Origin of the sequence: Hyphomonas sp. (assembly GCF_036964145.1) — a bacterium.
In the GTDB taxonomy this organism is placed as follows: Bacteria; Pseudomonadota; Alphaproteobacteria; order Caulobacterales; family Hyphomonadaceae; genus Hyphomonas.
Window position 1 is genome coordinate 778,627 of sequence record NZ_JBALUC010000002.1, and the last position, 25,628, is coordinate 804,254.

The 25,628-nt window shown below is 61.8% G+C and carries 28 protein-coding genes; 12 read left to right on the forward strand and 16 right to left on the reverse strand.

From position 1 onward, the window contains the following. Positions 1-22 precede the first annotated feature (22 nt). The 5 genes from V7660_RS08665 to V7660_RS08685 form a co-directional block, all read right to left on the reverse strand. Positions 23-460, reverse strand: a complete 438-nt coding sequence (locus V7660_RS08665; RefSeq protein WP_335602682.1) for an FKBP-type peptidyl-prolyl cis-trans isomerase — start codon at positions 458-460, stop codon at positions 23-25. A gap of 158 nt (positions 461-618) precedes the next feature. Next, positions 619-1,053 (reverse strand): DUF1801 domain-containing protein, encoded by a 435-nt coding sequence (locus tag V7660_RS08670; protein WP_335602683.1) that lies wholly within the window; start codon positions 1,051-1,053, stop codon positions 619-621. Positions 1,054-1,069: 16 nt separating this feature from the next. Beyond that, positions 1,070-1,504, reverse strand: a complete 435-nt coding sequence (locus V7660_RS08675; protein WP_335602684.1) for a DUF1801 domain-containing protein — start codon at positions 1,502-1,504, stop codon at positions 1,070-1,072. 78 nt (positions 1,505-1,582) lie between these two features. Next, positions 1,583-2,584, reverse strand: a complete 1,002-nt coding sequence (locus tag V7660_RS08680) for a TIGR00341 family protein (RefSeq protein WP_335602685.1) — start codon at positions 2,582-2,584, stop codon at positions 1,583-1,585. A gap of 6 nt (positions 2,585-2,590) precedes the next feature. Then, positions 2,591-3,451, reverse strand: coding sequence for an NAD(P)-dependent oxidoreductase (locus tag V7660_RS08685; protein WP_335602686.1), 861 nt, complete (start codon positions 3,449-3,451; stop codon positions 2,591-2,593). A 131-nt stretch (positions 3,452-3,582) separates the two neighbouring features. Here V7660_RS08685 and V7660_RS08690 point away from each other — a divergent pair, with 131 nt between their 5' ends. The 7 genes from V7660_RS08690 to V7660_RS08720 are packed head-to-tail and all read left to right on the forward strand — an operon-like array spanning position 3,583 to position 11,500. Continuing rightward, entirely contained in the window at positions 3,583-4,275 is a 693-nt protein-coding gene (locus tag V7660_RS08690; protein WP_335602687.1) for a flagellar motor protein MotB, read from the forward strand. A 44-nt stretch (positions 4,276-4,319) separates the two neighbouring features. Then, on the forward strand, positions 4,320-6,164 hold the full coding sequence (locus V7660_RS08695) for an SLC13 family permease (RefSeq protein ID WP_335602688.1): 1,845 nt from the start codon (positions 4,320-4,322) through the stop codon (positions 6,162-6,164). A 16-nt stretch (positions 6,165-6,180) separates the two neighbouring features. Next, positions 6,181-6,939, forward strand: coding sequence for an arginyltransferase (locus V7660_RS08700; RefSeq protein ID WP_335602689.1), 759 nt, complete (start codon positions 6,181-6,183; stop codon positions 6,937-6,939). A gap of 53 nt (positions 6,940-6,992) precedes the next feature. Then, a complete protein-coding gene (locus V7660_RS08705; protein ID WP_335602690.1) occupies positions 6,993-8,102 on the forward strand; it encodes a TRAP transporter substrate-binding protein in 1,110 nt (369 codons plus the stop codon). Between the two features lie 18 nt (positions 8,103-8,120). Further along, entirely contained in the window at positions 8,121-8,786 is a 666-nt protein-coding gene (locus V7660_RS08710; protein WP_335602691.1) for a TRAP transporter small permease subunit, read from the forward strand. Continuing rightward, the gene (locus tag V7660_RS08715) at positions 8,776-10,362 is read left to right on the forward strand and encodes a TRAP transporter large permease (protein WP_335602692.1); all 1,587 of its coding nucleotides are present in this window, start codon (positions 8,776-8,778) and stop codon (positions 10,360-10,362) included. Before V7660_RS08710 ends, V7660_RS08715 begins: the two co-directional genes overlap by 11 nt. Position 10,363: 1 nt before the next feature. Beyond that, a complete protein-coding gene (locus tag V7660_RS08720; RefSeq protein WP_335602693.1) occupies positions 10,364-11,500 on the forward strand; it encodes a pyridoxal phosphate-dependent aminotransferase in 1,137 nt (378 codons plus the stop codon). Here V7660_RS08720 and V7660_RS08725 read toward each other — a convergent pair. Next, positions 11,485-11,808 carry a hypothetical protein gene (locus V7660_RS08725; RefSeq protein WP_335602694.1) on the reverse strand — a complete coding sequence of 108 codons (324 nt, stop codon included), beginning with the start codon at positions 11,806-11,808 and terminating at the stop codon, positions 11,485-11,487. The genes V7660_RS08720 and V7660_RS08725 overlap by 16 nt on opposite strands. A 35-nt stretch (positions 11,809-11,843) precedes the next feature. After that, the gene (locus V7660_RS08730; protein ID WP_335602695.1) at positions 11,844-12,407 is read right to left on the reverse strand and encodes a LemA family protein; all 564 of its coding nucleotides are present in this window, start codon (positions 12,405-12,407) and stop codon (positions 11,844-11,846) included. 145 nt (positions 12,408-12,552) lie between these two features. Between V7660_RS08730 and V7660_RS08735 the strand changes: the two genes are divergently transcribed. The 3 genes from V7660_RS08735 (at position 12,553) to V7660_RS08745 (ending at position 15,208) form a co-directional block, all read left to right on the forward strand. Beyond that, positions 12,553-13,254 (forward strand): VIT1/CCC1 transporter family protein, encoded by a 702-nt coding sequence (locus tag V7660_RS08735; protein WP_335602696.1) that lies wholly within the window; start codon positions 12,553-12,555, stop codon positions 13,252-13,254. A 96-nt stretch (positions 13,255-13,350) separates the two neighbouring features. Beyond that, positions 13,351-14,106 (forward strand): SIR2 family NAD-dependent protein deacylase, encoded by a 756-nt coding sequence (locus V7660_RS08740; protein ID WP_348211396.1) that lies wholly within the window; start codon positions 13,351-13,353, stop codon positions 14,104-14,106. A gap of 118 nt (positions 14,107-14,224) precedes the next feature. Continuing rightward, the gene (locus V7660_RS08745; RefSeq protein ID WP_335602698.1) at positions 14,225-15,208 is read left to right on the forward strand and encodes a hypothetical protein; all 984 of its coding nucleotides are present in this window, start codon (positions 14,225-14,227) and stop codon (positions 15,206-15,208) included. Here the strand turns inward: V7660_RS08745 and parC are convergent. Beyond that, entirely contained in the window at positions 15,205-17,439 is a 2,235-nt protein-coding gene (gene parC / locus V7660_RS08750) for a DNA topoisomerase IV subunit A (protein WP_335602699.1), read from the reverse strand. The genes V7660_RS08745 and parC overlap by 4 nt on opposite strands. Before the next feature lie 127 nt (positions 17,440-17,566). Here parC and V7660_RS08755 point away from each other — a divergent pair, with 127 nt between their 5' ends. Then, positions 17,567-18,250 (forward strand): extensin-like domain-containing protein, encoded by a 684-nt coding sequence (locus tag V7660_RS08755; RefSeq protein ID WP_335602700.1) that lies wholly within the window; start codon positions 17,567-17,569, stop codon positions 18,248-18,250. A 16-nt stretch (positions 18,251-18,266) separates the two neighbouring features. Here the strand turns inward: V7660_RS08755 and V7660_RS08760 are convergent, their stop codons facing one another. Continuing rightward, positions 18,267-18,452: a hypothetical protein gene (locus V7660_RS08760; protein ID WP_335602701.1), complete on the reverse strand. Its 186-nt coding sequence runs from the start codon at positions 18,450-18,452 to the stop codon at positions 18,267-18,269. Positions 18,453-18,599: 147 nt separating this feature from the next. Between V7660_RS08760 and V7660_RS08765 the strand changes: the two genes are divergently transcribed. Next, positions 18,600-19,214 (forward strand): glutathione S-transferase family protein, encoded by a 615-nt coding sequence (locus V7660_RS08765; protein WP_335602702.1) that lies wholly within the window; start codon positions 18,600-18,602, stop codon positions 19,212-19,214. Here V7660_RS08765 and recO read toward each other — a convergent pair. From recO to V7660_RS08800, 7 genes are read right to left on the reverse strand one after another with little or no spacing between them, the layout of a single operon-like run. Next, positions 19,211-19,942, reverse strand: a complete 732-nt coding sequence (recO, locus tag V7660_RS08770) for a DNA repair protein RecO (protein WP_335602703.1) — start codon at positions 19,940-19,942, stop codon at positions 19,211-19,213. The genes V7660_RS08765 and recO overlap by 4 nt on opposite strands. After that, positions 19,939-20,886, reverse strand: a complete 948-nt coding sequence (gene era / locus V7660_RS08775) for a GTPase Era (RefSeq protein ID WP_335602704.1) — start codon at positions 20,884-20,886, stop codon at positions 19,939-19,941. The genes recO and era overlap by 4 nt, the downstream gene beginning before the upstream one ends. Continuing rightward, positions 20,883-21,638 carry a ribonuclease III gene (rnc, locus tag V7660_RS08780; protein WP_335602705.1) on the reverse strand — a complete coding sequence of 252 codons (756 nt, stop codon included), beginning with the start codon at positions 21,636-21,638 and terminating at the stop codon, positions 20,883-20,885. The genes era and rnc overlap by 4 nt, the downstream gene beginning before the upstream one ends. Continuing rightward, entirely contained in the window at positions 21,635-22,045 is a 411-nt protein-coding gene (gene acpS, locus V7660_RS08785; protein ID WP_335602706.1) for a holo-ACP synthase, read from the reverse strand. Before acpS ends, rnc begins: the two co-directional genes overlap by 4 nt. Beyond that, the gene (locus tag V7660_RS08790) at positions 22,042-22,785 is read right to left on the reverse strand and encodes a pyridoxine 5'-phosphate synthase (RefSeq protein ID WP_335602707.1); all 744 of its coding nucleotides are present in this window, start codon (positions 22,783-22,785) and stop codon (positions 22,042-22,044) included. The genes acpS and V7660_RS08790 overlap by 4 nt, the downstream gene beginning before the upstream one ends. Further along, positions 22,785-23,366, reverse strand: a complete 582-nt coding sequence (pyrE, locus tag V7660_RS08795; protein ID WP_335602708.1) for an orotate phosphoribosyltransferase — start codon at positions 23,364-23,366, stop codon at positions 22,785-22,787. The genes V7660_RS08790 and pyrE overlap by 1 nt, the downstream gene beginning before the upstream one ends. After that, entirely contained in the window at positions 23,356-25,620 is a 2,265-nt protein-coding gene (locus V7660_RS08800; protein ID WP_335602709.1) for a RelA/SpoT family protein, read from the reverse strand. Before V7660_RS08800 ends, pyrE begins: the two co-directional genes overlap by 11 nt. Positions 25,621-25,628 lie beyond the last annotated feature (8 nt).

Below are 25,628 nucleotides of genomic sequence, written 5' to 3' on the forward strand. Positions count from 1 at the left end.
CCAATTTGAAATCTGCCAGGAGCTAGGCTGCTTCGCCAATTTTCACCAGTTCGATGTTGAAAGTCAGGTCTTCGCCTGCGAGCGGGTGGTTGGCGTCCAGCGTGACCGAACTCTCTTCAACAGCGGCCACGGTTACTGGCACAACTTGGCCGTCCTGTGTCTGCATCTGCAGGCGCGTGCCGACTTCCAGCGGGATTTCTGCAGGAATGTCGTTGCGCGGCACATCCTGGCGCATGGCCGGGTTCATCTGGCCGTAAGCATCGTCGCAGGCAACATTGACGGTTTTCTTGTCGCCAACGGTCATGCCCGGAATGGCAGAGTCGAGGCCTGGAATGATCTGGCCGGATCCGACCTGAAAGGACAGCGGCTCGCGGCCTTCGGAACTGTCGAATGTGGTGCCATCATTCAGGGTGCCGGTGTAATGGATGTGTACGGTATCGCCCGTTTTCACTTGCGTCATGGTCTCTCTCCAATCGTCGCGGGTGGAATTTCAGAGGCCGCATCGCGCGCACGGGTACTCTGTCGAATTAGGGCCATACCTAGGGTTTCTCAGGCAGATGTAAACCCGCCCCACCGGACTCCGCTCAGATGAAGCGCCCAACGGGCTGCGAAAACGGCCTAATCCGGCCAAGTCTCGTAATTGGCTGTCATGTAGGCAACGCCGTCTTCGACAATCTCGCGCAGCACATCCATGTCGATATCGGCGAGCTTGTTGATATAGAGACAGCTCTTGCCGATCTTGTGCTTGCCGAGCCGGGCGAGCTTGTCACTCAGGTCGCGATAGCCCGGCATGATGTACAGGACGAGATTGGTCTTGCGCGGTGAAAAGCCGGTAATCAGCATGTCGCCTTCGCGGCCACTGTCATATTTGTAGTGATAGCGGCCATATCCGATCAGGCTCGCCCCCCACATTTTCGGGGTGTAGCCGGTGACCTCCCCGAACCAGCCGAGCAGCGCTTCGCTATCCGCACGGCGGGTATCATGCCCCACTGCCGCGACAAATTCTGCCGGCGACACGTCCGTCGGCCTGGTCTTGTTCCCGGCTTTGGCCATGCGGTGTTGCTACCCGTTACAGTTCGCTTGTCTGATAGTTGCGGGCGGTGGATGCGAGCCCCAGTTTCACAAGCTCTTCCAGTGCGCCCAGGTCGACATCTTTCAGGGCCTTGATCCGGATGCATGATTTATGCCGCTCATGCTTGCCGACACGGGCGAGCACCTCTGCAAAGTCTTCATAGTCCGGGGACAGATAGACCGTCAGCCATCGTTTCCCCGGCTCGAACCCGGTCATCATGAATTCACTCTTGAAGCCGCCCTCAAGCTCGTACTTGTAACGGCCATAACCAACTTTGCTCGTCCCCCAGATTGCCGCTGGCAGATCCGTCACGCGCGCGAACATCTCCAGCAGTCCCTGGCATTCGGCGCGGCGAACCGGATCACTCAAATTGGTGACGTAGCGTTCGACACGGGTTTGCGGCGTTTTGGCAATCGGTTTTGTGGTCGTCATGTATATATGCGAAGTCCTGTATTGTGAGCGGAAACTCATTCTAACACATTCAGCGCAAAACCTCAAAATTTCATCGCATTAGCCCACTGAGACGGCTGCACCAAGGTCCAGCCAGAGGATCAGCGCTGTCGCGGCCGCGAGCAACAGCACGGACAGCACGGCATTGATCCAGACCGCCCGGTCGGCATTCTTCTGATCGATCCAGGCCCGCGGCCTTATTTTCCGTAGCCGGAACACGATCAGGGCCGCCAGAATCAGGGCCACCACGTTGAGCGACAGGAGCAGGCCGGCGCGCATGGCAAGGGTCCAGTACCCCGAGCCCACGAACAGGCCAAGCGCCGCCCCCGGCGGCAGCAAGGCTGCGGCGACCATCACCCCCACCAGCGCCGAGGCCTGCGCCCGTGTCAGCGACAAGGCCGCCGCGCCGCCAGCCGCCATGGCCAGGGCCAGACCGTCCAGGCGGACTTCGGCGCGCGACATCAATTCGCGGCTTTCCAGATCAATCTGCAGGAAGAAGGACAGGATCCACGCGCTGACCAGCGCAATCCCGATCCCGGACGCCAGCGTCACCGAGGCCCGCTTCAGCAGTTTGAAATCGCCCAGCGCGGCGCCCATCGAGAAACCGAGCACCGGCCCCAGCAGCGGCGCAATCACCATCGCGCCGATAACGGCGGCGATCCCGTCCGAATTCAGGCCGATCGCTGCCACGATGGTCGACAGAACGACCATGATGATGAAGTCGCGGTCGAGCCGCGCGCCGGTCGAGACGTCGGAATAGATTTCCTCGCGTGTGGCCTGGGCCTGTTTCTCGGCCTTCTGGTCGGTCGCTTCCTCGATGTTCGGGGCGGTCGCCTCTACCGGCAACACGGTGATGCGATAATCATTGCAGGTTTCCAGCGCCGTCTGGATATTGTCCATCAGGGCCTGACCGCTGCCTTCACGCATGAAGACCGAGATCAGCTTGCGGTCCTTGCGCTCTGTATCCTGAACATAATAGTCGATCGGATCGGCCGCCTTGACGGCCCGGATGACCAGGTCAAACCTCTCATCATCCGGCAGGTGAACTTCCAGCAGGCGCATCCCGGCCTAGTCCCGCTTCAGACGGGCGATCAGGCTGGACGTATCCCAGCGCTCGCCACCCATCGCCTGCACGTCGGCATAATACTGGTCCACTGTCGCCGTCAGCGGCAGGCTGGCGCCATTCTCGCGCGCGGCCTCCAGCGTGATGCGGAGATCCTTGCGCATCCAGTCAACGGCAAAGCCATAATCGAACTTGCCTTCGACCATCGTTTTCCAGCGATTTTCCATCTGCCAGCTTTGGGCCGCGCCGCCACTGATCGCCGCGATCACCTTCTCGGCGTCGAGCCCGGCCTTCTCGGCAAAGTGCAGGCCTTCCGCCAGGCCCTGAACGATGCCGGCGATACAGATCTGGTTGACCGATTTGGCGAGTTGCCCCGCGCCGCTCTCGCCAATCAGGGTCATGTTCTTGCCATAGGCCGCCATGACGGGCTCAGCCGATTTGAACGCCTTCTCCTCGCCGCCGCACATGATGGTCAGCTTGCCATTGACCGCGCCGGCCTCACCGCCGCTGATCGGGGCATCCAGGAAGCGCGCGCCCTTCACCCGGCAGCGCTCGTCCAGTTCCCGCGCCAGTCCCGCCGACGCCGTTGTGTGATCAACCACGATCATGCCCGCGCCGAGGCTTGGCTCCAACTGCTCGAACACTTCGCGCACATCCGGGTCGTCGCCGAGGCACAAGAACACATATTCGGCGCCGAAGGCCGCTGCCGCCGGGTCCTTGGCGACCTCACCCTTGTGCTGGGCGGTCCATTCCCGGCTCTTGGCCTCAGTCCGGTTCCAGACGGTCACCTGATGGCCCTTCGCCGCCAGATGCCCCGCCATGTGGAAGCCCATCACTCCCAGGCCAAGAAACGCCGTTTTCGCCATGCCATGTCTCCATATGTACTGCGGACCTGATAGATTGAATTTCACGCAAATCCAACCGTTTGGCCTCAACGCCCATAAACCAAGCCTTGGTACAAGCACGGTTCCTGTCAGAATGAAGGAACACGTAGCGCATGGCGATTGCCACCACCAATTTGCAACGCTTTCCGGGCAGAAGGCCTGGCGCGCCCCGTCGCAAGATGGGGACATGGAAGATGGCCTATGCCGATTTCCTGACCGCGCTGATGGCCTTTTTCCTGATGTTGTGGCTGGTGAGTGGCGTATCTCCGGAATCCCGCACGGTGATTGCCGACTATTTCACAGGCGACAACAGCTCTGCCGCCACGTCTGGCCCGCTGGTCGAAATCCGCCAGACAGAGACCTTCCGCCTATATGAGACGCTGCGTACAGATGGAGCGCTCAGCGCGGCAGGCGACAATCTTCAACTGGTGCAGGAAGCCGACGGCATCCGCATCAACCTGATCGACACAGAGGCCCGCCCTCTGTTTGCCAGCGAAAGCGGCGCATTGACCGATGCCGGCGCGGATCTGACCCGTCAATTGGGACTGGTCATGTCAGGCCTGGCCGGGCCCCTGACCATCGAAGGCCACACCGATGCCTTCGCCACCCATGATTCGAAACGCACCAATTGGGACATCTCGTCAGAGCGCGCAAACGCTGCTCGTCGCATCCTGGTCGCAGCTGGCGTTTCTCCTGCGCGTGTACGCGCTGTAACAGGATTGGCCGACACCCAGCCCCTCAATCCGGGCGAGCCCCACTTGTCAGCCAATCGCCGGATAAGCATATTGCTTCATTCTGACGGCTAGTCCTTTCTTGGCGTGCCGGGGCGTGCTGATGAACCGGAGCCATAATGCTATCTGAATTCGTCCAAACCTGGCCGATGTGGGCGAGCCTCGCCATCGTTTGTGCGGCGATCACCTTCTACATGCTCGACCGCTGGTCGATGGAGTTCGTGTCGGTTTGCGTCATTGCAGGCCTGTTGCTGGTCTTCATCATCCCCGGCGCGCGAGACGTTGATGGCAATGCGATCAGCGCGGCCGACCTGCTGTCCGGCTTTGGCAACCCCGCGCTCATCACCATCATGGCGCTGCTCGTGGTGGGACAGGGCCTGTTCCAGACGGGCGCACTGGAAGGCCCGACCAAGGCCCTGCTCGCCGGATATGACAAGCGGCCGGTCACCACGCTGCTGCTGGCCTTTATCGGCGTCTTCGTGACCAGTGCCTTCGTCAATAATACGCCCATCGTGATCATGTTCCTGCCCGTGATGACCGCCATCGCCATGCGCATGAACGCGCCGCAGTCGCGCCTGATGATGCCGCTGAGCTTTGCGTCCATCTTCGCCGGCATGACCACGCTGATCGGGACCTCGACCAATCTGCTCGCGGCTGAATCCTATAACCGGATTACGGGCGAGCAACTCGGCTTCTTCGACCAGACTCCGATGGGCCTGATCCTTGCCGGGGCCGGCCTCCTCTATATCCTCATCTTTTCCCGCTTCCTGCTGCCGCACCGGCGCGGCCTGTCGGATGACATTGTCCAGCCCTCCGGCAAACAATTCGTCGCCCAGATCGAAGTGACGCATGGCAGTTTCCTGCTCGGCAAGAAGCCGGTCGCCGGCATGTTTGCCGACCTGCCGGACATGACCGTGCGCATGATCCAGCGCGGCGAGCGCGCCTTCCTGCCGCCCTATGAGGATATCAGCCTGCAGGTCGGCGATCTTGTCATCATCGCCGCGACCCGCGCCGCACTCCAGAACGTGCTGGCGCGCCAGCCGGACTTTCTGCAACAGGTCTGGCAGGCCTCCGGTGCAGACCTTGAAGATTCCTCACGCCCCGGCACGCTGGCCCTGACCGAAGCCGTGATCGCGCCCGGCTCGCGCATGGTTGGCCGGACCGTCGAAATGCTCGGCTTCCGCCGCCTGACCCGCGCCGTAACGCTCGGCATCCAGCGCCGCAGCCGCATGATCCGGACCAAGCTCGGCGAAATCCGGCTTGAATCGGGTGACACGCTTCTGCTCTGCGGTCCTGTCGAAGCCTTTCGGGAGCTGCGCTCCAGCCGGGACCTGATCCTGCTGGAATGGTCCCAGACCGAAATCCCTCTCACCACCAAGGCGCTGGCCGCCCGCGTGATTGCCATTTCCATGGTCATCCTTGCGGCAACGGGCATGCTGTCCATCCTGCACGCATCGGTTCTGGCCGCTGTCGCCATGCTGATCGCCGGATGCCTGAACACGCGCCAGGCCAGCCGGGCTCTGGATCTGCGCATCTTCCTGGTCATCGGCGCCGCGCTGGCCATGGGCATGGCGCTGGAAAAGACCGGCGCAGCCGCCCAGATCGCCCATGCCGTGGTCAATCTGGCCTCGCCCTATGGCACGCTGGCCGTTCTCTCGGCGATTTTCCTGGCGGTCGCCCTGCTGACCAACCTTCTCTCCAATGCGGCCACGGCCATCCTGTTCTCGCCGATTGCCCTGTCTGCCGCAGCCGAGCTGAAAGTCGAAGACCCGCTGCCCTTCCTGCTGGCCGTGATCTATGGCGCCAATTGCTGCTTCGCGACGCCAATTGCCTACCAGACCAACATGCTGGTGATGGGCCCCGGACATTACAAATTCGGGGATTTCATGAAGTTTGGGGGTCCCCTCGTCATAATACTTTGGATCGTATTTACGATATTCGCCCCTTGGCGGTTCGATTTGTAAGTGTATCGTCGCAGATATGAAGTTCACCGACTCCCAGATCCTGCCCCCAGGGCTTGAGCGCTCGCTACGGTTCTACGTAACGAATCCGAGCCCATGCCCGTACCTGCCGGGCAAGAAGGAGCGGAAAGCGTTTACCAATCTGGCCATCGGAGAAGCGGATCTCGTCCATAATTCCTTGAGCCAGGCCGGCTTCCGGCGCAGCCAGACCATTGCGTATCGCCCGGCCTGCCCGCGCTGCAATGCCTGCCGCAGCGTGCGCGTGCCGACGCGGGATTTCGAGCTGTCGCGCAATGATCGGCGTACCCTGAACCGCAATGCGTCGCTGATCCGTCGCCCGGTCGAGGCCCAGCCGAGCCGCGAACAATACCGGCTGCTGAAATCCTATGTGAAGACCCGCCATGACGGCGCGGGCATGTCCGACATGTCCTATCGGGACTACAGCGCCATGGTCGGCGGCAGCCCGGTGCAGAGCCTGATCTTCGAATATCGCGACGGACCGGACGAGGATTCGCCCCTGGTCGCCGCCTCGATCACGGACGTGCTCCGCGATGGCTTTTCGATGGTCTACACCTTCTTCGACCCTGAGCTCACCTCGCGGGGCCTCGGGCACTACCTGATCCTCGATCATATTTTGCACGCACAGGATCTGGGCCTGCCGCACGTGTATCTTGGCTATTGGGTAAAGGGCAGCCAGAAGATGGACTACAAGCGGCGCTACAAGCCGCTGGAAGTGCTCGATGGCGACGTGTGGCGTCCGCTGAGCGATGACGAATGACACGATTTAGCCTGTAACCCGACCGGGAGTTCGGGGAGGCACGGGGAGGACAGATGATCCATAGACGAAACCTGCTGGGGGCAGGCGCGCTCGGCCTTGCCGGTGCTGCAGCCGCCTTTGCCAATCCCGAAAAGGCGGCAGACCTTGCCGCGCCTTCCATTGCGCGCAACCGGCGCCGCTTCAACATGGTCACCACCTGGCCCAAGGGCCTGCCCGGTCTGGGTGAAGCGGCCGAACGCGTTGCGCAACGTATCCAGCAGATGTCCGACGGCCTGATGGAAGTGAAGGTCTATGCGGCCGGCGAACTTGTCCCGCCCTTTGAATGCTTCGATGCCGTCTCGAATGGCTCGGCCGACATGTATCATGGCGCCGAATATTACTGGACGGCCAAATCCAGCGCCTATCCGTTCTTCACCGCTGTGCCCTTCGGCATGACCGCGCAGGAGATCATGGGCTGGATCGATTTTGGCGGCGGCCAGAAATTGTGGGACGAATTGTCGGCCCAGTTCGGCATCAAATCCATTCAGGCCGCCAATACCGGCCACCAGATGGGCGGCTGGTTCCGCAAGGAAATCAATACGCTGGACGATCTGGTCGGCCTCAAGATGCGCATTCCGGGCCAGGGCGGCGACGTGCTGCGCGCCCTCGGCGGATCGTCGGTCGCCTTGCCCGGCGGTGAAATCTACCAGTCCCTCCAGACCGGCGCGATCGACGCCACGGAATGGGTCGGTCCGTGGAATGACTATTATCTCGGCTTCTACCGGGAGGCCCCCTATTATTACGGACCAGGCTTTCACGAGCCGGGTGCCAGCCTTGCCGTCGGCATGAACCTCCGCGTCTGGGAGGGGCTAACCCCCGGCGAACAGGCCATCATCAAGGCCGCGTGCGAGAGTGTGAACCACAGCTCGCTCGGCGAATTCACCTATCAGAACGCCATCCATCTGGACCTGCTCAAACACGAGCATGGCGTCCAGATGCGCAGCTACCCGGATGAAGTCGTCAGCCGCATGGCCGAAGCCGCCTGGGATGTTCGCGCGGCCTCCGGCAGGGATGGCATCGAAAAGCGCATCTATGAGAGCTTCGAGGCGAGCCTGAAACTGATGCGCGGCTGGGCCGACGTGTCCGAAGGGCCGTATTACGCCGCCCGCAATTCGAACAAATAGGCCGGGGGCGGGCTGGATATGTCTCCGGAAATCTTCCTCACCCTTGGCGGATGGCTGAAATGGCTGGGCCTTGCCTTGTCGCCCCTGCTTGTGCTGCCGCTGGTCATCACGATCTGTCCCGAGCCGGTCGAACGGATTGCCAAATGGCTCATCGTGCGCATCGACGCCCTCTCCAGCTGGGCGCTGGGTGGGGCCATTGCCAGTGCGATTATCCTGGTCGGCGCGCAATTGCTGGTCGTGCTGCTTCGCTACGCCTTTGGCCTGTCCTTCACCTGGCTGAACGAGATCGTGATCTATGCCTTCGCCGCCATGTTCATGCTCGGCTCGGCCTCGGCGCTGCGCGATGATGCCCATGTCCGGGTTGATATTCTGCGGCCCCGCTTCGGCGCGCGCGGGCGCAATTGGGTTGAACTCGCCGGCATCTATCTCTTCCTGTTCCCGATCTGCATCCGCCTGCTGGCGATGACCGAACAGGGCCTTGCGCGCAGCTGGGCGCTGTTCGAGGGCTCGCGCGAATCCGATGGCCTGCCCCTGCTCTTCCTGTTCAAGACGCTGTTGCCGGCCTTTGCCGTCCTGATGCTGGCGCAGGGCCTGTCGGAAGCGCTGAAGGCCGCCCTGCGCCTGAACGGCAAACTGGACGACATGCCCGAAGAAGCGCCGCATGGAGGCGTCCATGGAGCTTGAGGTCATCCTTGCCATTTCCATGTTCGTCTGCGCCATTCTGGCTTTGTTGGCGGGCTATCAGGTTGCCCTGACGCTGGGCGGCGTCGCCCTCCTGTTCGCCTTGGTGGGCATTGGCATCGGCGTGTTTGACGAAGCGTTCCTGAGGAACCTGCCCAGCCGCATCCTTGGCGGCTCCATCATGCAAAACCAGACGCTGATCGCGGTGCCACTGTTCGTGCTGATGGGTGTTATCCTTGAGCGGTCGCGTGTCGCGGAAGACCTGCTCCACATTGCCAGCCGCCTGCTCGGCAAGGTGCGCGGCGGGCTCGGCTATGCGGTCGTGCTTGTGGGCGCCTTGCTGGCTGCCTCCACCGGCATTGTCGGCGCAACGGTCATCACCATGACGCTGATCGCGCTGCCCACCATGATCCGGCAGGGCTACGACCCGCGCCTCGCCACCGGCACCATCGCCGCCTCGGGCACGCTGGGCCAGATCATCCCGCCTTCCATTGTCCTGATCCTGCTCGCAGATGCGATCTCGAATGCCGCCAGCCAGGCGAGTCAGGCCACAGGCTCGGCAGGGTCATTTGTCGTATCTGTAGGCGATTTGTTCGCGGGCGCGCTGATCCCCGGCTTCCTGCTGGTGGGCCTGTATCTGGGCTGGATCGCGCTGACCGCCATCCGCCACCCGGAACGCTGTCCGCCCGTACAGGATGATGGCAGCCCGCCGCTGACAGCCAAGGAAGTCGCCTTCGGCCTCGGGGCGCCGCTCCTGCTGATCGTGGCAGTGCTCGGCGCAATCCTTGGCGGGGTGGCCCCGCCGACCGAAGCGGCCGCTATTGGCGTGGCTGGCGCGGTATTGCTGGCGGGTCTGCGCCTTGCCGATGACGATCATGAGCGCCGCATCACATGGCTGCTCATGGCGGGCCTCGGCAGCGTCATCGCGATCATCCTGTTGCGCAATTTGTTCGATCTGCGCACCGGCGTCGCCACGATTGGCCGCGCGAACGAGATCGGCATCCTCCTGACAATCCTCGCCTCGGTGGTCTTCTTTGCCGGAGTCGCAACCGGGCTCGTCGTGTTGCGCCGGATGCGCCAGCTGATGCCGGCCCTGAAGAGCGCGACGCAGATCACCAGCATGGTGTTCCTGATCCTGATCGGCGCGTCGCTGTTCAGCCTCGTCTTCCGCGGCTATGGCGGCGACGACATTGTCGCGGACATCCTCCATTCGATGCCGGGCGGCAAATGGGGCGCGCTGGTCATGACGATGATCGTGATGTTCGTACTGGGCTTCTTCCTCGACTTCATCGAAATCGTCTTCGTGGTCGTGCCACTGGTCGCACCGCCGTTGATTATCCTCGGCTTTGACCCGGTCTGGCTGGCCATCCTGATGGCGCTGAACCTTCAAACCAGCTTCCTCACACCGCCCTTCGGCTTTGCCCTGTTCTATCTGCGCGGCGCGGCACCGGCGAGCATCAAGACGCTGCAGATATGGCAAGGCGCGGTGCCGTTCATCGTGCTGCAGCTCTTGCTGATCGGGCTGGTTGCGGCAATTCCCGCCTTGGCAACCTGGCTGCCGGCGGTTACCGCCCGATAGTATGGGACAAGACATCGATCCGTTTCGCGCGATTTCGGTCAGCAAGCGCGCGCATGATTTGAAGGCCGAGGGCCGCCGCATCCTGCATATGGAATTCGGCCAGCCCTCGACGCCTGCGCCGAAGGGCGCCATCGCCCGCGCGCATGACGTGCTCGACACCGACCCGATGGGCTATTGGGAAAGCCGTCCGCTCAAGGAGCGCATTTGCCGGCATTACAAGGACGAGTATGGCGTAGACCTGACGCCGGGCCGCGTGACGCTGACCTGCGGCGCCTCGCCTGCCCTCGTGCTGGCGCTCTCCACGGCGTTCAGTCCGGGTGACCGGATCGCCCTCGCCCGTCCCGGCTATGTCGCCTATCGCAACACGCTGCGCGCGCTCAATCTGGAACCCGTCGAGATCGCCTGCGGCGCAGACGTGCGCTACCAGCTGATCGCCGCCGCGCTGGACGCCCTCGACCCGGTGCCGGCGGGCGTCATCATCGCCAGCCCTGCCAATCCGACCGGCACGATCATCCCCGAGGATGACCTTGCAGCAATCGCCGCCGTGGCCAAGGCGAAAAATATCCGCATCATTTCGGACGAGATCTATCACGGCCTCAGCTACGGGCCGGAGATACGGTCCATGCTGGAATTCGAACCGGATGCGTACATCGTGAACTCATTCTCGAAATATTTCTCGATGCCCGCCTGGCGACTCGGATGGCTGGTCTCCCCGAAGGATGGCGCCGCGCGGACCAGCGCCTATGTCGGAAACCTGTTCCTGACGCCGCCATCCCTGTCCCAGCATGCCGGCCTCGTGGCGATGGACAGCGCGGAGGAACTGGATGGCCATGTCGAGGTCTATCGCCGTAATCGCGAAGTGATGCTGGAGGCCCTGCCGCGCCTCGGGCTTGAAAAGATCGCGCCGCCGGATGGGGCGTTTTACATCTATGCGGACATCTCGAAATATACCGATGACAGCCTCGCATTCTGCCTGAAGCTCCTCGAGGACACCGGTATTGCCACCGCGCCGGGCGTCGATTTCGACCCGGTCGAAGGCCATCGCTTCATGCGGTTTTCGTTTGCGCTCTCGTCGCTTCAGATCGAGGAGGCGATCAGCCTGCTGGAACCCTGGTTCGCGGCTCAGCCGCAATCATAGTCGGCCACTGCGCCGCCGTCAGCGCTGCGCTCCAGAGACACGAAATTGCAGCCCTCAGGCGCCGCGGCCCTGGCGGCCTCGACCAGCGCGTCCTCGGTCGGGGCTTCAGCCACGCCGAACATGCCATCGGTCTTGACGGAGAATTTCAGCTTGAAGCCCTGCCCCTCGGCCGGTGAGGCGAAGAAGCTGTAGCCACCGCCCGCCACCGTGCGGTCTGGCAGGCCGCTCCAGGTGGAAGCGCTCCACCCGACAGAATTTGCGGCGCAAGCCCCAAGGACAAGCGCCGCACTGATCGCAAGATATTTCATGGTCCCACCTCCTGATCCGGAGGCGGCAGTGTAGCCTAGAATTTGACTTCTGGAACCGTGGACAGGGCCTCGCGGCCCTCGACGCCGACATCGAAGAATTCGCGGCCTTCGAAATTGAACATGCCAGCCACGATGGAGCCCGGGAATTGCTCGCGGGACGTGTTGTAGTCCTGAACCGCGGAATTGTAGAAGCGGCGGGCCGCGGCCAGCTTGTCTTCAATGGCAGACAGTTCCGACTGAAGCTGCAGGAAGTTCGTATTGGCCTTGAGGTCCGGATAGGCTTCGGCCAGCGCAAACAGCTTGCCCAGCGAGGCAGTCAACATGCCTTCGGCCTGAGACATTTCACCGGGTGTGCTGGCAGCCTGCGCGGCATTGCGCGCCTTGATGACCGCATCCAGCGTTTCCTTCTCGTGAGAGGCATAGCCCTTCACGGTCTCGACAAGGTTCGGGATCAGATTCTGGCGCTGTTTCAGTTGAACATCCACGTCCGCAAAGGCCTGATTGACCCGTTGGCGCTTCATCACAAGGCCGTTGTAGATCAGGATCACAAAGCCGACGATCGCGACTATTGCGGCCAGAATGACTAGAATGGGGCTCATCGGGCGTCCCTCCATAAGAACCAGATGTGAAAGAGGTATCCGCGCCCGGCGCCAAGCGCAAGGGACCGCGCCCTCGCCCGCATCCGACAGACTTGACCTGCCCAAGGATATATCGCCTCCTTCAGCAACACTCCGGAGAAATGAGATGGCCTCACCCTTTCCCCTCGGCGAACATCATTACAGCCATCGTATCGGCTGGCTGCGCGCAACTGTGCTTGGCGCGAATGACGGCATTCTCTCGACCGCCAGCCTTGTGATCGGGGTCGCCTCTGCCGAAGCGTCTATGGGCGCGGTGCTGACGGCGGGTCTGGCCGGGCTCGTCGCCGGGGCCATGTCGATGGCGGCAGGAGAATATGTCTCCGTGTCGTCGCAGGCTGACACCGAACAGGCCGATCTCGATATTGAACGCACTGCCCTGCGCGACCATCCCGAGGCCGAACTGATCGAACTGGCCCACATCTACATCAATCGCGGAGTCGAAAAGGATACGGCGTATGAAGTCGCCCGCCAGCTGATGGAAAAAGACCCGCTGGAGGCCCATGCGCGCGACGAACTCGGCATAAATGAGATCGTAACCGCCCGGCCCGTCCAGGCGGCGATCAGTTCAGCGCTCAGCTTTTCGGCGGGCGCGGTATTGCCCCTGCTCGCGGCCCTGTTTGCGCCGATGCACCTCATCACGCCGGTGGTCGCAATCGTCTCCCTCCTCGCCCTCGTCCTGCTGGGCATGGCCTCGGCCAAGGCGGGCGGCGCGGCCAAGACGAAGGCGATTGTGAGAATTGTCTTCTGGGGCGCAGCAGCGATGCTGGTGACCGGCCTGATCGGCGCTGCCTTCGGCACGGTCGTATAGATAATTCCACGCACCTATCCCAAGGCACCGCTTTACAAATCCTTTCAATTCATTAGCTGCTAGAGAGGGGAGAGTGCACACAGCAATGCATAGAAGATGCTCATGACGGATTCAGGCCAACTTGCAAGAATGATCTCGGACGCTCGACGCGTGATGATTTTCACCGGCGCAGGCATCTCAACCGAAAGCGGTATCCCCGATTTCCGCAGCCCCGGCGGCGTGTGGAGCAAGATGTCGCCGATCTATTTCCAGGACTTCGTGGCCTCCCGCGACGCAAGGCGGGAATCCTGGCGGCGTGTGTTCAATCGCACCGAAGGCTGGACCGGCGCCAAGCCGAATGTCGGCCATTACGCCATCGCCGATCTTGTGAAGCGCGGCAAGGTTTCTTCCGTGGTCACACAGAATGTCGACAATCTGCATCAGGATTCCGGCGTACCTGACGACAAGGTGATCGAGATCCACGGCAATGCGAGCTATGCCAAATGCCTGCAATGCGGCAAGCGCTACGAATTCGAGGCCCTGAAGCCTCGCTGGGAAGAGGATGAGGATCTCACCTGCATCTTCTGCACAGGCTTGCTCAAGAATGCGACGGTCTCGTTCGGCCAATCCATGCCAGAAGACAAGATGCTGCGCGCCAGCGAAGAAGCGCTGCTATGCGACCTCGTGATCGTGCTCGGCTCGTCCCTGGTCGTCTATCCCGCCTCGGCCATTCCGATGGAAGCCAAGCGCAATGGCGCGCGCATGGCGATCATCAATCGCGAACCGACCGATCAGGACCCCTTCGCGGACCTCGTCCTGCACACCGAGATCGGCTCGCTGATGACGGACACAATGGCCTTGCTGGACCGGTAAGCCGTCTGCCCACGGCGTTTCCTTTCGACCAAAATGGAATTTCAGCCACCCGATCAACCCTATCGAAACACTAGAGTGATATAGATCCGGAAGAAACCTTCATGGCGGGAGGCCCGGAATGCGCAATATTGTGCTGGCAACAACCCTTCTTTTCGCGTCCGCTTGCGGCAATGCGGGTGGCACATCCATTGAGGCCTCCACACCGCTTGTCATCGCGGATGGGCAGGCCCCGGTCACCTATGGACAGGTCACGACTGGAACGCCCTCGCTGAGCCCATCAATCCTTCCCGCCCAGCCGGAGGCCGTGCGCACGAATGCATCCTGCCGGACCCCGAAGGCCAGCAGCAATGCGCGTGCGGCTTATGTCTACACGTATGGCGGTGGGGTCCGGACGCCGCTGCATCATATCAACCGGAAGGATACGCCGGAAGCAATTGCCGAGCGGAAAGCCATGATCCGGGAGAGCACAAAAAACGCCAAGACGGCCATGCAGCGCGAAGCCCTCGGCATGGCTATCGGGAATGCGGTAAACAATGCTCGCCAGATCGACGTCCTTGTGACGGAGACCGATACGCCGGTCTTCCTGTACCTCACATCCTATGACTCCGTTCTGTGGAACATTCAGCGCGCCCCTGGGGTGGAAATCGACGGCGTGGTCATCAACTCCTATGAAGCGGGCGCCATTGCAAATGGAGTGGATGCCTCGCGAACGGGGATCATCTCCTTCGACAATTCTCCAACCAGGAAATGTTACGTCTCAGCTCCGGGCCGCATCATCCCGGTTGAGGACCGGGTCGCGTCAGCCAGGAAACTCAATCCGAACGTGGACCTCAGCCGATACAAGACGCAGTGGCAACAGGAATACCGCGCCGCAAAACGGTTTTACCGTCAGGATATCAAGAAGCTGACCGGCAAGCGACCGGAGTGGATCCTGAACGATGCGAGGGGTGGCAAGTTCAACGCCATACTTGTCGGCCCGAAACCTGCCGCGCCGTTCGAGGCTCAGCCGGTGACAAAGCTTCAGGTTCCCTCCCACATTACCCCGTTTTGGGGCAATCGGAAGGATGCCTACAAGGCTTTCGGACTGGACCCGTCAGCCTAGCCGCTGAACGTCCCGCCCTTCGGGAAGCCTTTCGGAACGGTCTTGCCGGCCTGCGAGCGCTTGCCGATCCACTCTTCCCATTCCGGGAAGGCGCGGTGGCGACCGCCCGTCATGACAATCAGGCCGTCACGCTTGTCGAAGGTCATCAGATCCTTGAGCTTGAACTTGCCGCTATAGGATTGCAGCTTGTTGCCCTTGCCGCGCGCCATTTCCGGCAGTTCGTCCAGCGGGAAGATCAGGAGCTTGCGGTTTGATCCGACCACGGCCAGCATGTCGCCCTCGACCGGGACACAGATGTTGAGTTCCCCCTTGCCGGTATTGACCGCCTGTTTGCCCGCCTTGCGGTTGGACTCCAATTCCTTCTCCTCAACCACGAAGCCATAGCCCTCGCTGGAGGCGACGACCCGCTTGCGGTCAGGTTCGAAGCGGAACATGGCGACAATGTCGACACTGTCTTCCAGATCAATGGACAGGCGGATCGGCTCGCCATGTCCCCGACCGCCCGGCAGCTTGTCAGCCGGCAGGGTAAAGGCCCGGCCATCGGACGCCATCAGGATGATCTTGTCCGTACTCATCACTTCTTCGGAGAGATAGAGCTCGTCACCATCCTTGAATTTCGCAGATTCCGGATCGAGCCCATGTCCCTTCATGCCGCGAATCCAGCCCTGCTGGGACAGCACGATGGTGAGCGGCTCTTTCGGACGGGAAGCTTCCAGCGCGGCCGCGAGGTCAACGTCTGCAGCTTCGCCGAAGGTCGCGCGACGGCGGCCAAGTTCGGAGCCCGGATCAAACGCTTCACGAGCCTCTTTCAGTTCCTTGGAGACCTTGCTCCATTGGCGGCGTGTGGACCCGATCAGCTTGTTGAGTTCTTCGCGCTCTGCGCTGAGCCGGTCATGCTCACCGCGAATTTCCATCTCTTCCAGTTTGCGCAAGGCCCGCAAACGGAGATTGAGGATCGCTTCGGCCTGAATATCGGTCAAATTGAACGTCGACATCAGGACGGCTTTCGGCTCGTCCTCATAGCGGATGATCCGGATCACCTCATCAATGTTGAGATAGGCGATCAGATAGCCATCGAGCAGGTGCAGGCGCTTCTCGATCTTGTCGAGGCGGAACTCGGCCCGGCGGACAACCACCTCGCGGCGATGTTCCAGATAGGCCTGCAGCACGTCCTTCAGGCCCATGACCTGCGGCGCGCCCTTGTGCAGCACGTTCATGTTCAGGCTGAAGCGTGTCTCGAGGTCACAGACCTTGTAGAGGCTTTCCATCAGGACTTCCGGCTCAACCGTCTTCGAGCGCGGGACCAGGACCAGCCGGACATCCTCGGCGCTCTCATCGCGCACATCATCCAGCAGCGGCAGTTTCTTCGCTTCGATCAGTTCGCCCAGCTTTTCGAGCAGGCGGGATTTCTGGACCTGGTAGGGGATCTCGGTGACGATGATCTGATAGGTGCCCCGGCCGGTATCCTCGACCTCCCAACGCGCCCGCATGCGGAAGCTGCCGCGGCCGGTTTCATAGGCCTGAAGCATGGCTTCCTTGGTTTCGACGATAATGCCGCCCGTGGGGAAGTCCGGCCCCTGGACGAAATCCATCAATTCTTTGGTCGTCGCCTTCGGCTTCTCGATCAGCAGCCGGGCCGCATCGATCAATTCGGCGGCGTTGTGGGGCGGAATGGACGTCGCCATGCCGACCGCAATGCCGCTGGCGCCATTGGCGAGCAGATTGGGGAAGCCCGCGGGCAACACGACCGGTTCTTCGTCATTCTCCGCATAGTTGGCGCGGAAATCGACGGCGTTCTCGTTGAGGCCATCCAGCAACAGCTCGGCGGCAATGGTCATGCGCGCCTCGGTGTAACGATACGCAGCCGCGCTATCGCCATCGATATTGCCGAAATTGCCCTGGCCATCGACCAGCGGATAGCGAACGGTAAAATCCTGGGCGAGGCGGACCAGCGTGTCATAGATCGAGCTGTCGCCATGCGGGTGGAAGTTACCCATCACGTCGCCGACGATCTTGGCGCATTTGCGATAGCCGCCCTCGGGATCAAGCTTCAGGACGCGCATGCCATAGAGGATACGGCGCTGGACGGGCTTCAGACCGTCGCGCACATCCGGCAGCGCGCGGGACGTGATCGTCGAGAGCGCATAGGCGAGATAGCGCTTGGAGAGCGCCTCGCTCATCGGCTCGTTGATGATCCGGTCTTCCGGCGTCCCGTCAATCAAATCGGACATTCTGGCCTCTTTGCAGTTCGTGCCACATTCTGGTGCAGGCCCTTGATTAAAGTCAGCGACTCAAGGGCCGGAGCACGTTAACACAAACGTCGCTTTGGTTAAGGAAAGGAAAAGGGCACAGCTGCTGATGAATGCAATCCGGGCATGGATCCTGTTGCTAAGCCTGCCTGCGCTGGTGCTGCTGGCCTTTGTCTGGCTGGCCCCGCCGCGCCACAATCCCTTTGCGCCGGTTGATCTGACCGAAACGCCCGGCATCGGTACCTGGCACAAGCTGACCCGTGCCAAGAAGAACCGCGAAGTCTGTTTCACCGCGCTGGACGAGGCCGGGGTGCTCTACACGCCGCTGGAAGACCAGGACATGCAGGCCGGCTGCGGCTTGTACAACGCGCTGACCCTGGACCAGACGATGACTCCCTATTCCGCCACGCTGCGCATGACCTGCGGAGAGGCCGCCGCCCTCTATACATGGGAGCGGCATGTCGCCCGTCCGGCTGCCGTCGACATTCTCGGCTCTCCCATCGCGCGGATCGAAACCTATGGCAGCTTTTCCTGCCGCAACATTGCCGGCACCGGTCGCATGTCACAGCACGGGCTTGGCAATGCGATCGACGTGTCCGGCTTTCGGCTGGAAGATGGCCGCCTGATCAGCGTGAAGACGCATTGGGATGCGGGCGGGCCCGAACAGAAATTCCTGCGCCGAATCCACAAGGGCGCGTGCGAGCTGTTCTCGGTGACGTTGGGACCTGAATACAATGCCGCCCATGCCGATCATTTTCATCTCGACATGGGCGGGGGGAAAGTATGCCGGTGACTAGCGCCGCACTGGGCTAGTCAATGCATTTGAAGCCGTCTTCATTGACTTCCTTCACACGGCCTTCGCCGCCGCAGACGCGGAGCGCGGTTTCAGTATTTTCATACATTGCATCGCGGCCGTGTTCGTCGGCATCGACGTGAATGCAGCCAGCCAGTGACAGCATGGCGACGGCAGTAACGGCAAAAACAGTTTTCTTCATGGCATCAGCCTTTTCGTTTGCACGGAACGCCCCAGTCCTCACCGGCTACCTAGCACACCGGAAAATGAACGGCTTCTGAATATGACAGCCCTTGCGCGTGTAATCTCGCCGCGCGACAGTCAGCGCCACAAGAGGGAAGGAAATAGAATGAAATTGTATAATTCCATAGGCCCGAACCCGCACGTGGTTCGCATGTTCATGGCGGAACGCGGCATCGACCTGCCCAAGGAGGAGGTCGACCTGATGGCCGGAGAAAACCGGCAGGCGCCGTATACGACCAAGAACCCGGCCGGCCAGCTGCCCGCCCTTGAACTCGATGATGGCAGCATCCTGACGGAGATCACCGCCATTTGCGAGTATCTGGACGAAACCCAGCCCGGCGACCGCCTGATGGGGGACACGCCGGAAGCGCGCGCCCAGAACCGCCGCTGGACGCGGTGGGTGGACCTCAAGATTGTTGAGCCGCTAACCACAGCTTTCCGCGCCGCCGAGGGCCTGCCGATGTTCCAGGACCGGATGCGCTGCCTTCCGGAAGCTGCTGACGGTCTGAAAGCCTGCGCACAGGATGGACTCGCCTTTCTGGACGAACAGATGGCTGACGGCCGTGAGTATGTGGCAGGCAAGGCCTTCGGCCTGGCTGACATCATGCTGTTCTGTTTCCTGGCCTTCGGCCATCAGGTCGGCCAGCCGCTCAATCCGGACCTGAAGCATATCGGGGCCTGGTTTGCCCGGGTCAGCCAACGCCCAAGCGTCAGCGCTTAGACCCGCTTCTGGATGCGGCCGACCAGCCGCATCCGCTCCGGCGGGACACCGCGATTGAGACCGCCAAACAACCGCTCTTCCAGAAAGTAACCCGTCAGCTTGAGGCCATCCGCAATATCCTCGGGCGCGACATGGGCTGTGGATTCGACAAGGAATTGCGGCAGGCGCAGCAGGCGGTCGACATATTCCTCCGCCTCTGAGCCCCGTACGGCCCGGCCCGTCTTCGGCGACACATGCGTCAGACCATCATTCGCGCCACTGAGCGCGCATTCATCGAGATCGAGCCCGAAGCCGAGTGCGGAGAGCAAGCCGAGTTCCCAGCGCACATAGAGCGCCGGCCAGATTTCCTGCGCCTCGATCTGGTCGAGCAGGAGTTCTGTCGCCTCGAAGAGAGCAGACCCTGCAGCGTCGCCTTCATTCAGCCCGCCGCGCAGGATGGCCGTGACGGCGGAAATGGCGGCGAGGGCAGCCGCGTCGTCCAGCACGCGTGCAGCGCGTTCCCGACTGGCCTCAGCCACATCAAACCGGCCGAGCGCGTCTTCGAGACGCCCCGTCCAGCTGAGGGATACGGAATTGCCGGCTTCGTATTGCGCGCGGCGCTTGCGGGAGGAGCCGCCATAGACGAGGCCGGACCGGCGACCGCGCGTGCGGGTCAGAACGTCGAGGATGAGGCCACCTTCTCCAAAGCGGCGTGCGCCCAGGATTATGCCGTCATCCGACCAGTTCAAACATCAAACTCCAGGCCGAGCCCCTGGTAACTCTCGCGGCGTTCCTGCCAGCGTTCATCCACTTTCACGAACAGGAAGAGATGGACCTTGCGGCCGAGCATTTCGGAGAGTTCTTCGCGCGCCTTGCGACCGACGTCCTTGATCGCCGCGCCGCCCTTGCCAAGCACCATGGATTTGTGATTTTCGCGGCCGACGACCACGACTTGCTGCACACGGACGGAGCCGTCTTTCTTCTCTTCCCAGGCTTCGGTCTCGACCATCAGCTGGTAGGGCAATTCCTGATGCAGGCGCAGCATCAGTTTTTCGCGCGTCACTTCAGCGGCAAGGAGGCGCATCGGCAGGTCTGCGATCTGGTCCGGTGGGTAGAGCGCCGGGCTTTCCGGCATACGTTTCGCGAGCGCCTTTTCCAGCGCTTCGACGCCTTCGCCATTTTCGGCGGAGATCATGAAGACTTCTTCATAGACGCCTGTTTCGTTCAGCTCCGCAATAATGGGCAGGACCTGATCATGCGGGAACAGATCGATCTTGTTCAAGGCAAGCAGGGCCTTGCGCCCGCTCTGCTTCAACTGCTCGATCACGCGGCGGTCATCTTCCAGAGACTTTTTCTGCGCGCCGTCGACCCGGTTCTCGCGTTCGGCCACCCAGGCCGAAGCGTCGATCAGATGAACGATGGCGTCCGCATCATCCGCGCCGCTCCAGGCCGCCTTGACCATGGCGCGGTCGAGCCGGCGCTTGGCCGCGAAAATACCGGGCGTGTCGACCAGCACGATCTGCGTGCCGTCCACCTGCGCGACGCCGCGCACCGGGAAGCGCGTCGTCTGCACCTTGTGCGTAACGATTGCCACCTTGGTTCCGACCAGGCGATTGGTCAGCGTGGACTTGCCCGCATTCGGCGCGCCGATAATGGCGGCAAATCCAGCATGGGTGATGGGGATATCTGTCATGGGGTTCCGGTCAGGCTTTCTAGGAGAAGGGCGGCAGCATTACGCTCAGCATCGCGCTTTGACGAGCCCGCGGCAACAGCCGCGCCTCGGTCGGCCACTTTGACCTCAACTTCATACGTGGGCTCGTGGTCTGGGCCGGACCGGCTGAGCACGTCATAATCCGGCAGCGGCAAACCCTGTCCCTGCGCCCATTCCTGCAGCAGGGTCTTGGGATCCTTGGTCTGGGCCGGGGCCGCCTCGAATTGCGGCGCCCAGCCTTTCTCAATGAATTTCCGGGCCGTCGACAGGCCGGCATCCTGGTAGATTGCCCCGATAATGGCTTCGCAGGCATCGCCCAAGGTGGATTCGCGCTCGCGCCCGCCGGAAGCGATCTCGCCATCCGACATGATAAGGAATTGGGAAATCCCGAGATAACGCATGGCCTCTGCACACGCCCCCTTGCGGACAAAACTGTTCAGGCGCGGTGCAAGATCGCCTTCGCTTTCCAGCCTGCGCCGGTCGATAAGGCGTTCGGCAATCACCAGATTCAGCACTCGGTCACCGAGAAATTCGAGCCGCTGGTTCGACAGTCTCACCGAGTCCACCGCCGCAACCGCGCTCGGATGGGTCAGGGCACGGATCAGCGTTTCCGGATTTTTGAATTTGTGTCCGAGAATGGATTCCAGCGTTTTGATATCGGCCTCGGCCAGCGAAGGCTGGCTGCCTTTTCCCTTCGCTCGCAGGCGGGTGCGCTTCGGTCTGGGCGAGTTCATGCCGGTCGCACCGGCAAGGCTTCGATGATGACGTGAGCCTCGGCCCAGGGATAGTCGTCGGTGATGGTGAGATGGATGACGGCTTCATGACCGTCCGGCATCATGGCGGCGAGACGTTCTGCTGCGCCGCCCGTCAGTGCCAGCGTCGGCTTGCCGGTCGGCAGGTTGATGACGCCCAGATGTTTCCAGTGCACGCCGCGCCGGGGTACGCCTGTGCCCAGCGCCTTGGCACAGGCTTCCTTGGCCGCGAACCGTTTGGCATAGGTCTCGGCCGTCAGGCGACGGCGGCGCGCCAGCGCGATCTCGACATCCGTGAAGACGCGATTTTCGAACCGCTCCCCAAAGCGGGCGAGGGTCTTTTGTACGCGTTCGATATTGCAGAGATCGTTCCCGATACCGATGATCATGCGCGCGCCTCATCCATCAGGCGGCGCATTTCCCGGATCGCCGCCTCGAGCCCAATGAAGATCGCTTCGCCGATCAGGAAGTGCCCGATGTTCAGTTCGGCAAGTTCCGGGATCGCTGCAATGGGCGCCACATTCTCGAAGGTCAGGCCGTGACCTGCATGGGGCTCAACGCCCCGCTTGCGTGCCTCGACCGCAGCGATTCTCAGCCGCTCGAGTTCCGGCGCGGCCGCCTCGGCGCCGCCTTCGATCCAGAGTTCGGCATATTTTCCGGTGTGAAGTTCCACGACAGGGGCCTGAAGCACTTCCGCCACGGCGATCTGGACCGGATCCGGCTCGATGAACAGCGACACTCTCGCGCCGGACTCGTTGAGACGGCGAACAACAGGTGCAATCTGATTGTGCAAGCCCGCGACATCGAGCCCTCCCTCCGTCGTGCGCTCTTCGCGCTTTTCCGGAACGATACAGGCCGCATGCGGACGGAACTTGCAGGCAATATCCGTCATCTCTTCGGTGGCGGCCATTTCGAGATTGATCGGCAGGCTGGAGGCTGCGCGAATGGCTTCGAGATCGCCATCGCGAATATGGCGCCGGTCTTCGCGCAGATGGATCGTGATGCCGTCCGCGCCCGCCTCAGCCGCGATCTGCGCTGCGCGCATCGGGTCCGGATGGTCTCCGCCCCGTGCATTGCGGATCGTGGCAACGTGATCGATGTTCACGCCGAGACGGATCGGGCCTGTCATCAGGCGAGGCCTCGCGAGCCCGGCTTTACAGCTTCCATCGCGGCCAGATCGGGCGGCAGATCGTTCGGATCGTAATCCGGGAAGTCCACAGCCGCGAGAGAGATCAGTTTGCAGCCGACATCGGCGCGGCCATTCGACCGATCAATGATACAGGCGCCGCCCACGACGTCGCCCGGAAGCGCGTCCAGCGCCTCGACGGTTTCCCGGAATGAAAGGCCGGTCGTCACAATGTCTTCCGCGATCAGCACACGCTCGCCCTCGGCAATCGAAAAGCCCCGGCGGAACTGGAGCTGGCCATCGACGCGTTCAGCGAAGATCGACCGGGCGCCCAATTGGCGCGCCAGTTCATAGCCCGGAATGATGCCACCCACAGCCGGGCCGGCCACGACATCGATCTTGCCGAATTCTGCAGTGAGTTTATCCGCCAGCGCCTTGCAGAGTTTCTCCGACAGGTCAGGCTGGGAAAAGACAAGCGCCTTCTGGAGGAAGACCGGGCTGCGGCGGCCGGACGACAGAATGAAGTGACCTTCCAGCAAAGCCCCGGCTTCGCGGAATACATTCAACACATCATCATTCGTCATTTTCGCCCTCCTGGTCGCGTACAGCTCGGTCGACCACCGCGATCGACCGGAGCGCGGCCAGTATCTGCGTCAGGCGCTTGAGGTCTTCAACCTCAATTTCCATGAGAATTTCGGTGAAGTCCTCATGGCGGTCCACAGTATGGATGCTGGTAATGTTGCCGCTGGCCTGTGCCACGGCAGCGCAGAGCTTGGCCAGCACACCCCGCTCGTTCGAGGCATTGATGCGGATTCGCCCAATTGCGACCGCGCCGGTGCGCGCCAGTTCGGTCCAGCGCAGATCGACCCAAAGCTCGGGCTTGTCGTCATATTCAGCCAGTTTCGGACAGCTGGCGACATGGACCACGATGCCCTTGCCAGGTTCATGAACCCCCATGATCCGGTCGCCCGGCAGTGGGCAACAGCAATTGCCCAGATGCAGCGTCACGCCCGGCGACAGATCGGCACCGGAGACCATGAGCGGCGTGTGCTCACTGTCCATGCGCACCTTGGACGGGTCGCCCTCGCGTTCCGGCCGATAGCCGGGGAAGGCCGCCAGAATCACATCATTCGATGAAATCCGACCACGCCCCAGCGCTTCGGCCATGTCTTCCATGTTCTCGAAGCCGGCGAGTCGCGCCGTATGGTTCATCTTCACATCGACCGGATCGATGCCCGCCCGGCGCAGGGCCATGTTGATCAGGCCCTGGCCAAGGCGCCGGAACTCGGTCGTTTCCTTCTCGCGCACCAGCTTGCGCATCGCTGACCGGGCGCGGCCCGTGATCGCCAGCGCTTCCCAACCATGAATGGCGTGAGGCGCCTTGCCCCGGATGACTTCCACCACGTCGCCATTCTTGAGCGGGCGGCGCAGCGGCTTGACCTCACCATTGATCTTGGCGCCGACACATGTGTCGCCCACTGCGGAGTGGACCGCATAGGCAAAGTCGAGCGGCATGGCGCCCGCCGGCAGGATGATCAGCTTGCCCTTCGGGGTGAACGCGAAGACGTGCTCGCGATACATTTCCAGCTTGGCGTGCTCCATGAACTCGCTCGGATCGCCGCCATCCTGAAGTAGTTCTGCAAACGCTTCGAGATTGGCTGAGGGATCGAGGCCAGCGGCGCGCGCGGAGTCGATGTCGAAGCCATAGGAACGATTCTTGTAGCCCCAATGCGCGGCTACGCCGAATTCTGCGGTCCGGTCCATCTCTTCGGTGCGGATCTGGAGTTCGACACGCCGATTGCCTGAGGCCCGCACAGTCGTGTGAAGGCTCGCATAGCCGTTCGGCTTCGGCACAGAGATATAGTCGCGGAAGCGGTCCGGAATGCAGGCCCAGAGCGTGTGGATCTCTCCAAGAACCCGGTAACAATCGTCGACATTCTCCACGATCACGCGAAACGCGAACAGGTCGGCCACATCGCGGAAGGAAATCGATTTCTTCTCCAGCTTCCGCCATAGCGAATAGGGCTGTTTCCGACGCCCTTTTACCCGGCAAGGAATGCCGGAGACTTCCATCAATTGTTCAAGATCGCCCCGGATACGCTCAAGATCGTCCGCATTTTCGAGCGCCAGTTCTTCCTGGCGGTAGAGAATGGCGCGGCGCGCTTCAGGATTGAGCTCCTGGAAGGCCAAATCCTCCATCTCGGCGGCAATCTGGTAGAGGCCCACACGCCGCGCGAGCGGGCCGTAAATATCCATCGTCTCACGCGCGGTGCGTTCCCGGCTGGAAGCCTTCTTGCGAAAATGCAGCGTGCGCATATTGTGAAGCCGGTCGGCCAGCTTCACGAGCAGAACGCGGATATCGCTGGTTGTTGCGAGAATGAATTTCTGGAAGTTCTCAGCCTGCGCCAGCTCCTTGGAACTGTATTCCAGCTTGTCGAGCTTGGTGACCCCATCGACCAGTTCGGCCACGTCGGCGCCAAAGCGCACCTCGACATCGCCAATATCGATCTCGGTATCTTCGACCACGTCATGCAGCAGGCCGGCAACAATGGTGATTTCGTCCAGCTTGACGTCGGCGAGCAGGCTCGCGACCTCTACGGGATGCGAATAATACGCATCGCCGGAGTCGCGCTTCTGTTCACCATGATGCTTTTTCGCAAAATCGTAGGCGGCGCCCAGCAGTTCGGATTTCACCCTTGGGTGATACGCCCGAACTTTTGAAATCAGCTGTTCTCGGGTGAGAACCTCACGCGGCGCGGGCTTTTCCGCAGCCGGTCGCTCTGTGCCAGCTGTGTCGCCAGCCCCTTCATCCGTCGCGGAAAGGGTGCTGCCGTCCATCTGGCCTC